The sequence below is a fragment of the Pseudoroseomonas cervicalis ATCC 49957 genome, assembly GCF_000164635.1.
GTDB classification, from domain to species: Bacteria; Pseudomonadota; Alphaproteobacteria; order Acetobacterales; family Acetobacteraceae; genus Pseudoroseomonas; species Pseudoroseomonas cervicalis.
This window is the reverse complement of record NZ_GG770777.1, coordinates 1,267,704-1,275,022: the sequence shown is the minus strand read 5'-3', so window position 1 is coordinate 1,275,022 and position 7,319 is coordinate 1,267,704. Positions and strand designations below refer to the sequence as shown.

The 7,319-nt window shown below is 72.2% G+C and carries 4 protein-coding genes; 3 read left to right on the top strand and 1 reads right to left on the bottom strand.

All coding sequences use genetic code 11. The features are described from left to right. The first annotated feature begins 155 nt into the window (after positions 1-155). Both HMPREF0731_RS05505 and HMPREF0731_RS05500 read left to right on the top strand, forming a co-directional pair. The gene (locus tag HMPREF0731_RS05505) at positions 156-2,438 is read left to right on the top strand and encodes an RNA degradosome polyphosphate kinase (RefSeq protein WP_007003058.1); all 2,283 of its coding nucleotides are present in this window, start codon (positions 156-158) and stop codon (positions 2,436-2,438) included. Between the two features lie 145 nt (positions 2,439-2,583). Then, entirely contained in the window at positions 2,584-4,098 is a 1,515-nt protein-coding gene (locus HMPREF0731_RS05500; protein WP_007003057.1) for a Ppx/GppA phosphatase family protein, read from the top strand. Between the two features lie 43 nt (positions 4,099-4,141). On the opposite strand, the gene rnd is transcribed toward HMPREF0731_RS05500, so the two are convergent. Beyond that, positions 4,142-5,326, bottom strand: coding sequence for a ribonuclease D (gene rnd, locus HMPREF0731_RS05495; protein ID WP_007003056.1), 1,185 nt, complete (start codon positions 5,324-5,326; stop codon positions 4,142-4,144). A gap of 144 nt (positions 5,327-5,470) precedes the next feature. On the opposite strand from rnd, the gene aspS reads away from it, so the two are divergent. Next, positions 5,471-7,273 carry an aspartate--tRNA ligase gene (aspS, locus tag HMPREF0731_RS05490; protein WP_007003055.1) on the top strand — a complete coding sequence of 601 codons (1,803 nt, stop codon included), beginning with the start codon at positions 5,471-5,473 and terminating at the stop codon, positions 7,271-7,273. Positions 7,274-7,319: the final 46 nt, after the last annotated feature.

The window sequence follows — 7,319 nt, the reverse complement described above, 5'->3', positions numbered from 1 at the left end:
CCGCGCGGCGCTGGCCGCCGGCGGCGCCGTCACCCGCGCCCTGGCGCGTGCCGCCCTGGCCGATTTCCCGGGCTTCGAGCCGCTCGATGACGTTTCCATGGAAGCTGGCGCGGCCGCCTCCCCCTCCACCCCCGCCTTGCTGTAGGGTGGCGGGCATGGACGCCCCCGAGAGCCCCGTCGGCGCCGCCGCCGCAGCCGAAACCCCCGCCCGCGCGGCGGAGCATGCCACCCTGTCGCAGGGCCACGCCCATGGCCATGGCCACGCCCATGAGCATGCCATCGGGCCGGATTCGCCGGAGCGCTTCATCAATCGCGAGCTGTCCTGGCTGGACTTCAACGCCCGCGTGCTGGAGGAGGCGGCGAACCCGAACCACCCGCTGCTGGAGCGGCTGCGCTTCGTCGCCATCTCGGCCTCCAACCTGGACGAGTTCTATTCGGTGCGCGTCGCCGGGCTGGTCGGGCAGGAGCGGGCGGGCATCGCCCCCTCCTCGCCGGACGGGCTGACGCCGGGGCAGCAGCTCTCCGCCATCCATGCCCGCGCCGCGGCGCTGATCGAGGAGCAGCAGGATGCCTGGCGCCGGCTGCGCCGCCTGCTGGCCGAGGGCGGCATCAGCGTCTGCGCCGTCGAGGCGCTGTCGGAGGCCGACCGCGCCTGGCTGGAGACCTACTTCCTGGAGCGCGTCTTCCCGGTGCTGACGCCGCTGGCGGTGGACCCGGCGCATCCCTTCCCCTTCATCAGCAACCTGGCGCTGTGCATGGTGCTGAAGCTGGTGCGGGAGGAGGATGGCGGCACCATGCGCGCCCTGCTGCCGCTGCCCAGCCAGACCGAGCGCTTCGTCCGCCTGCCGCCCGCCGAGGACGCGCCGCAGATCACCCCCGGCACCGGCCCGATCCGCTTCGTGCTGCTGGAGGATTTGATCAGCCTCTGCCTGCCGCGCCTCTTCCCCGGCTACATCAATGCCGAGCAGGGGCTGTTCCGGCTGATCCGCGACACCGATGTGGAGTTCGAGGAGGAGGCGGAGGACCTGGTGCGCTCCTATGAGAGCGCGCTGAAGCGCCGCCGCCGCGGCCGCGCCATCCAGCTCACCGTCGATGCCCGCATGGCGCCCGACCTGGTCGATTTCGTGGTCGAGGAGCTGGACGCGCCGCGCGCCGAGATCTTCGTGGCCGACGGGCTGCTCGGCATGGCCGACCTGAAGCAGCTGATCGTCGATGACCGCCCCGATCTGCTGTTCACCCCCTACACGCCGCGCTTCCCGGAGCGGATCCTGGATTTCGGCGGCGACTGCTTCGCCGCCATCCGCGCCAAGGACATCCTGGTCCACCACCCCTACGAATCCTTCGACGTGGTGGTGCAGTTCCTGCGCCAGGCGGTGCGCGACCCGAGCGTCGTCGCCATCAAGCAGACGCTCTACCGCACCAGCCGCGACAGCCCGATCGCCCGCGCGCTGATCGAGGCGGCCGAGCTCGGCAAGTCGGTCACCGCCATGGTCGAGCTGAAGGCCCGCTTCGACGAGGAGCGCAACATCGCCCTCGCGCGCGAGCTGGAGGCGGCCGGCGTGCAGGTGGTCTATGGCTTCGTCGACCTGAAGACGCATGCCAAGATGTCGCTGGTGGTGCGGCGCGAGGGCGGGACGCTCCGCTCCTACGCGCATTTCGGCACCGGCAACTACCACCCGATCACCGCGCGCATCTACACCGACCTCAGCTTCTTCACCGCCGACCCGGCGCTGACGCGCGACGCGCAGAAGCTGTTCAACTACATGACCGGCTATGCGCGCCCCGAGACGATGGAGCGGCTGGCCTTCTCGCCGCTGACCATCCGCCCGGCGATCCTCGGCCTGATCGAGCAGGAGATCGGCCACGCCGCCGAGGGCCGCCCCGCCGGCATCTGGCTGAAGATGAACTCGCTGGTCGACCAGCAGCTGATCGACGCGCTCTACCGCGCCAGCCAGGCGGGGGTGCGGGTGCATTGCGTGGTGCGCGGCATCTGCTGCCTGCGCCCCGGCGTGCCGGGGCTCTCCGACAACATCCGGGTGAAGTCGATCGTCGGCCGGTTCCTGGAGCATTCGCGGGTGCTGGTCTTCGGCAATGGCCACCGCCTGCCCTCGCGCCGCGCCCGCGTCTTCATCAGCAGCGCCGACTGGATGGCGCGCAACATGGACTGGCGCGTCGAGACCATGGTGCCGGTGGAGAACCCCACCGTACACGCGCAGATCCTCGACCAGATCATGGCGGTGAACCTGAAGGACACGGCGCAATCCTGGCAGCTGCACGCCGATGGCAGCTGGCGGCGGCTGAGCCCGGGGGCGCAGCCCGTGTCGGCGCATGAGTATTTCATGACCAACCCCTCCCTCTCCGGCCGCGGCAGCGCGTTGCAACGGGCGCCGGGCCGCGTCGCGGCGCGGCGCCGGCAGGATCGCGTCACCCAGGATTGATCCGGCGCGGCGGCGCGCGGGCGCCGTGGCGGCGTTGCAGGGCGGGGTGCGGGTGGGGCGAGGCGCAGTTTTCGCCCCCATGGCCCTTTCCCGCGTGCCGCCATCCATGCCATTGGCGGGGCGCCCCAGCGTGAGGACACCGCCTTTGGACCAGGCCGCCAGCATCCCCGGATACGAGCTCGCCCATCCGCCCCGCTCCGGCATCGTCGATCTCGGCTCCAACTCGGTGCGGCTGGTGATCTTCGAGGGGCGCGGGCGCAACCCGCTGGCGATCTTCAACGAGAAGGCGGTGCTGGGCCTCGGCCGCGGGTTGCAGACCACGGGCAGGCTGAACGAGGAGGCGGTGCCGCAGGCGCTGACCGTGCTGGAGCGCTACCACGCGGTCGCCCGCGCCATGGGCGCCGACCCGCTGGAGGTGCTGGCCACCGCCGCCGTGCGCGACGCCGAGAACGGCCCCGCCTTCGCCGCGGCGCTCGCCACCCGCATGCCCGGCGTGCCGATCCGCATCCTCGACGGGGAGGAGGAGGCCGCCTTCTCCGCCGATGGCGTGCTGCTGGGCTTCCCCGAGGCCGATGGCATCCTGGGCGACCTTGGCGGCGGCTCGCTGGAGCTGGTCGAGCTGACCCAGGGCCGCGCCGCCGCCAGCGCCTCCCTGCCGATCGGCGCCATCCGCCTGGCCGACCGCGCCGGCGGCGATGTCGGCCGCGCCCGCGGCATCGCCGAGGGCGAGATGGCGAAGCTGCCCTGGCTGGCGCATGGCAAGGAGCGCGACCTGTATCTGGTGGGCGGCGCCTGGCGCGCCCTGGCCAAGATCCACATCGCGCAGACCGCCTATCCGCTCTCCATCGTGCATCACTACGTGCTGCGGCGGGACGAGGCGCGCGACCTCTGCGGCGTGGTGATGGCGGCGACGCGGCGCACGCTGGAGCGGCTGCCCGGCGCGCCGTCGAAGCGGTTGCAGGATCTGCCCTTCGCCGCCGCCGTGCTGCGCCGGCTGCTGCGCGCCACCGGCGCGCGCCGCGTGGTGTTCAGCGCCAACGGGCTGCGCGAGGGCTGGTATGCCCGCCAGCTCTCGCCCGAGACCCGGCGCGAGGACCCGCTGCTGGCCGCCGGGCGCGAGATGGCCGCCCGCTATGGCCGCGACACCGCCCTGCCGGCGGCGCTCTCCGCCTGGACCGCGCCGCTCTTCGCGGGCGAGACGCGGGCCCAGGGCGCGCTGCGCCAGGCGGCCTGCTGGCTCTCCGACATCGGCAGCCATGACCACCCAGACTACCGGGCCGAGCAGTCCTTCCTGCGCGTGCTGCGCCAGCCGGGCATCGGCCTCGACCATCACGAACGCGCTTTTCTCGCGCTGGCCGTGGCGCTGCGCTACGAGCCGGAGCTGGATTCGCCCTGGCTGGCCAGCGCGCGGGTGCTGCTGGACGGCACCGCCCTGCGCCGGGCCGAGGTGCTGGGGGCGGCGCTGCGCCTGGCCTACACCCTCTCGGGCGGCACGCCGGACCTGCTGGCCAGCACCACCCTGGCCGCCGAGGAGGGACGGCTGGTGCTGCGGCTGATCGAGGGCGGCGGTGTCTTCGCCGGCGATTCGGTGCAGCGCCGGGTGGAGGCGCTGGCGGCGACCCTCGGCCTGCAGGCGGTGGTGGAGATCGCCGCCGGCTGAAGCCGGCGGGGCAGGGGGGCGCCATGGCCCCCCCTGGCCGGTTTCAGCTCTGGATCAGCTTGACCTTGCGGCCCTCGACGCCGAGGGCGAGGCGCCCGCCCTTCAGCGCCAGCGCCGCCTGGCCGAAGACCTGGCGCCGCCAGCCATGCAGGGCGGGGATCTGCGGCTCCGATTCGGTGGCCAGACGCTCCAGCTCGTCGCTGGAGGCGATCAGCCGCGGCGCCACATCGTGCTCCTCCGCCTTGGCGGCCAGCAGCACCTTCAGCAGCGCCACCAGCGCCGGCGAGGCGGGCGGGCCCTGGCGGGCGTCGCGGGCGGGCTCCGGCAGCTCCGAATCCGGCAGGGCGCGGGCGGCTTCCAGCGCCGCCAGCAGCCCGGCGCCGGTCTTGCCCTCGGCGAAGCCCTTGGTGATGCCGCGGGCGCGCGACAGCTCGGCCGCCGTGCTGGGGCTGGTGGCGGCGATCTCCATCAGCGTCTCGTCCCGCACCAGGCGCTGGCGCGGGATGTTGACCCGCTGCGCCTCGCGCTCCCGCCACGCCGCCAGCGCCTGCACGGCGGCCAGGAAGCGGCGGTTGCTGGAGCGGGGCTTCAGCCGCTCCCAGGCCGTCTCCGGGTCCTGGCGATAGGTGGCGGGGTCGGTCAGCTCCGCCATCTCCTCGGCCACCCAGGAGAGCCGGCCCTCCTGCGTCAGCCGCTCGACCAGCGCGGTGTAGACGCGGCGCAGATGGGTGACGTCGGCGGCGGCGTAGTTGATCTGGGCGGGGGAGAGCGGGCGGGCCGCCCAGTCGGAGAAGCGGTGCGCCTTGTCGATCTGCGCGCCGGCCAGCGCGCGGACCAGGCTGTCATAGCTGGCCTGGTCGCCGAAGCCGGCCACCATGGCGGCGATCTGCGTGTCGAACAGGGGCCGGGGCGGGGCGCCGAAGCGCAGGATGCAGATCTCCACATCCTGGCGGGCGGCGTGGAACACCTTGGTCACCTTGGGGTCGGCGAGCAGCTCGCCCAGGGGCGCGAGGTCGAGCCCCTCCGCCTGGGCGTCGATCACCGCGACATCCTCGGCCCCGGCGAGCTGCACGACGCAGAGCTCGGGCCAGTAGGTGCGCTCCCGCATGAACTCGGTGTCGACCGTGACGAAGGGCTCGGTGCGCAGCCGCGCACAAAGCTCCGCCAGGGCCTCGGTGGTGGTGATCAGGACGGGGGCGGCGTCCTGCGCCTGGTTGCGTCGGCTCATTGCCCGGACGTTCTAGCGAAGCCGGGGCCACCCGCAAAGCCGGGGGCGCCGCCTTTCACGCGGCGGCCCCGCACTTGCCCTTGACATGGGGCCGCCTGGCGCCCCTTCTGCGGCCCTTTCCGACGTCTCCCGGGGTTTTCGACCATGCACGCCTACCGCACCCATACCTGCGGCGCGCTGCGCGCCAGCGATGCGGGGCAGACCGCCCGCCTGTCCGGCTGGGTGCACCGCAAGCGCGACCATGGCGGGCTGCTCTTCATCGATCTGCGCGACCATTACGGCCTGACCCAGTGCGTCATCCCGGCCGGGTCCGAGGTGTTTTCCAGTGCCGACGCGCTGCGGCCGGAGAGCGTGATCACCGTCACCGGCGAGGTGGTGGCGCGCGAGGCCGGCACGGTCAACGACAAGCTGCCGACCGGCGCCATCGAGCTGCGGGTCAAGGCGCTCGAGGTGCAGTCCCACGCCGAGGTGCTGCCGATCCAGGTGGCGGGCGACCAGGAATTCCCGGAAGATCTTCGCCTGCGCTACCGTTTCCTCGACCTGCGGCGCGAGAAGCAGCACCGCAACATGCTTCTTCGGGCGGGCGTCATCGCCTCGATCCGCCGCCGCATGATCGAGCAGGGCTTCGTCGAGTACCAGACGCCGATCCTGACCGCCTCCTCCCCGGAAGGCGCGCGCGACTTCCTGGTGCCGAGCCGCAACCATCCGGGCACCTTCTACGCCCTGCCGCAGGCGCCGCAGCAGTTCAAGCAGCTGGCGATGGTGGCGGGCTTCGACCGCTACTTCCAGATCGCCCCCTGCTTCCGCGACGAGGCGAGCCGCGCCGACCGCTCCCCGGGCGAGTTCTACCAGCTCGATTTCGAGATGAGCTTCGTCACCCAGGAGGACGTCTTCGCGGCGATCGAGCCGGTGATGGAAGGCATCTTCGTGGAGTTCGGCGGCGGCCGGAAGGTGACGCCCGCGCCCTTCCCGCGCATCCCCTATGACACGGCGATGCTCGACTACGGCTCCGACAAGCCGGATCTGCGCAACCCGCTGAAGATCACCGATGTCACCGAGAGCTTCCGGGAGTCGGGCTTCGGCCTGTTCTCGAAGGTGGTGGCGGGTGGCGGCATCGTGCGCGCCATCCCGGCGCCGGGTGCCGCCGACCGCCCGCGCGGCTTCTTCGACAAGCTGAACGAGTGGGCCCGCGCCGAGGGCGCCGGCGGCCTCGGCTACATCCAGTTCGCCGCCGAGGGCGCCAAGGGCCCGATCGCCAAGAACCTGGAGGCCGAGCGCGTCGAGGCGATCCGCGCCGCCTGCAACCTGCAGCCGGGCGACGCCGTCTTCTTCGCCGCCGGCAAGAAGGACGAGACGCCGAAATTTGCCGGCAAGGTGCGCACGAAGCTCGGCGAGGAGCTGGGCTTGATCGCCCAGGACGAATTCCGCTTCTGCTGGATCGTCGACTTCCCGATGTACGAGCTGAACGAGGAGACGGGGCAGGTGGATTTCAGCCACAACCCCTTCTCCATGCCGCAGGGCGGGCTGGAGGCGCTGAACTCCATGAACCCGCTCGACATCAAGGCCTTCCAGTACGACATCGTCTGCAACGGCATCGAGCTGTCCTCGGGCGCCATCCGCAACCACCGCCCGGACATCATGATCCGCGCCTTCGAGATCGCCGGCTACACCGCGCAGACGGTCGAGGAGCGCTTCGGCGGCATGCTGAACGCCTTCCGCTACGGCGCGCCGCCGCATGGCGGCTCGGCCCCCGGCATCGACCGCATGGTGATGCTGCTGGCCGATGAGCCCAACATCCGCGAGGTGATCCTGTTCCCGCTGAACCAGCAGGGCCAGGACCTGATGATGGGCGCGCCCGCCGCGGTGGAGCCGGCGCGGCTTAAAGAACTCTCCATCAAGCTGGATCTTCCGCCGGCGAAGGGTGCGGCGGCGCCCAAGGCTTCCTAACTTGGGTCGGCGGCGCGCGGCCCCGGCTGGCGCGCCGCCCCGCCAA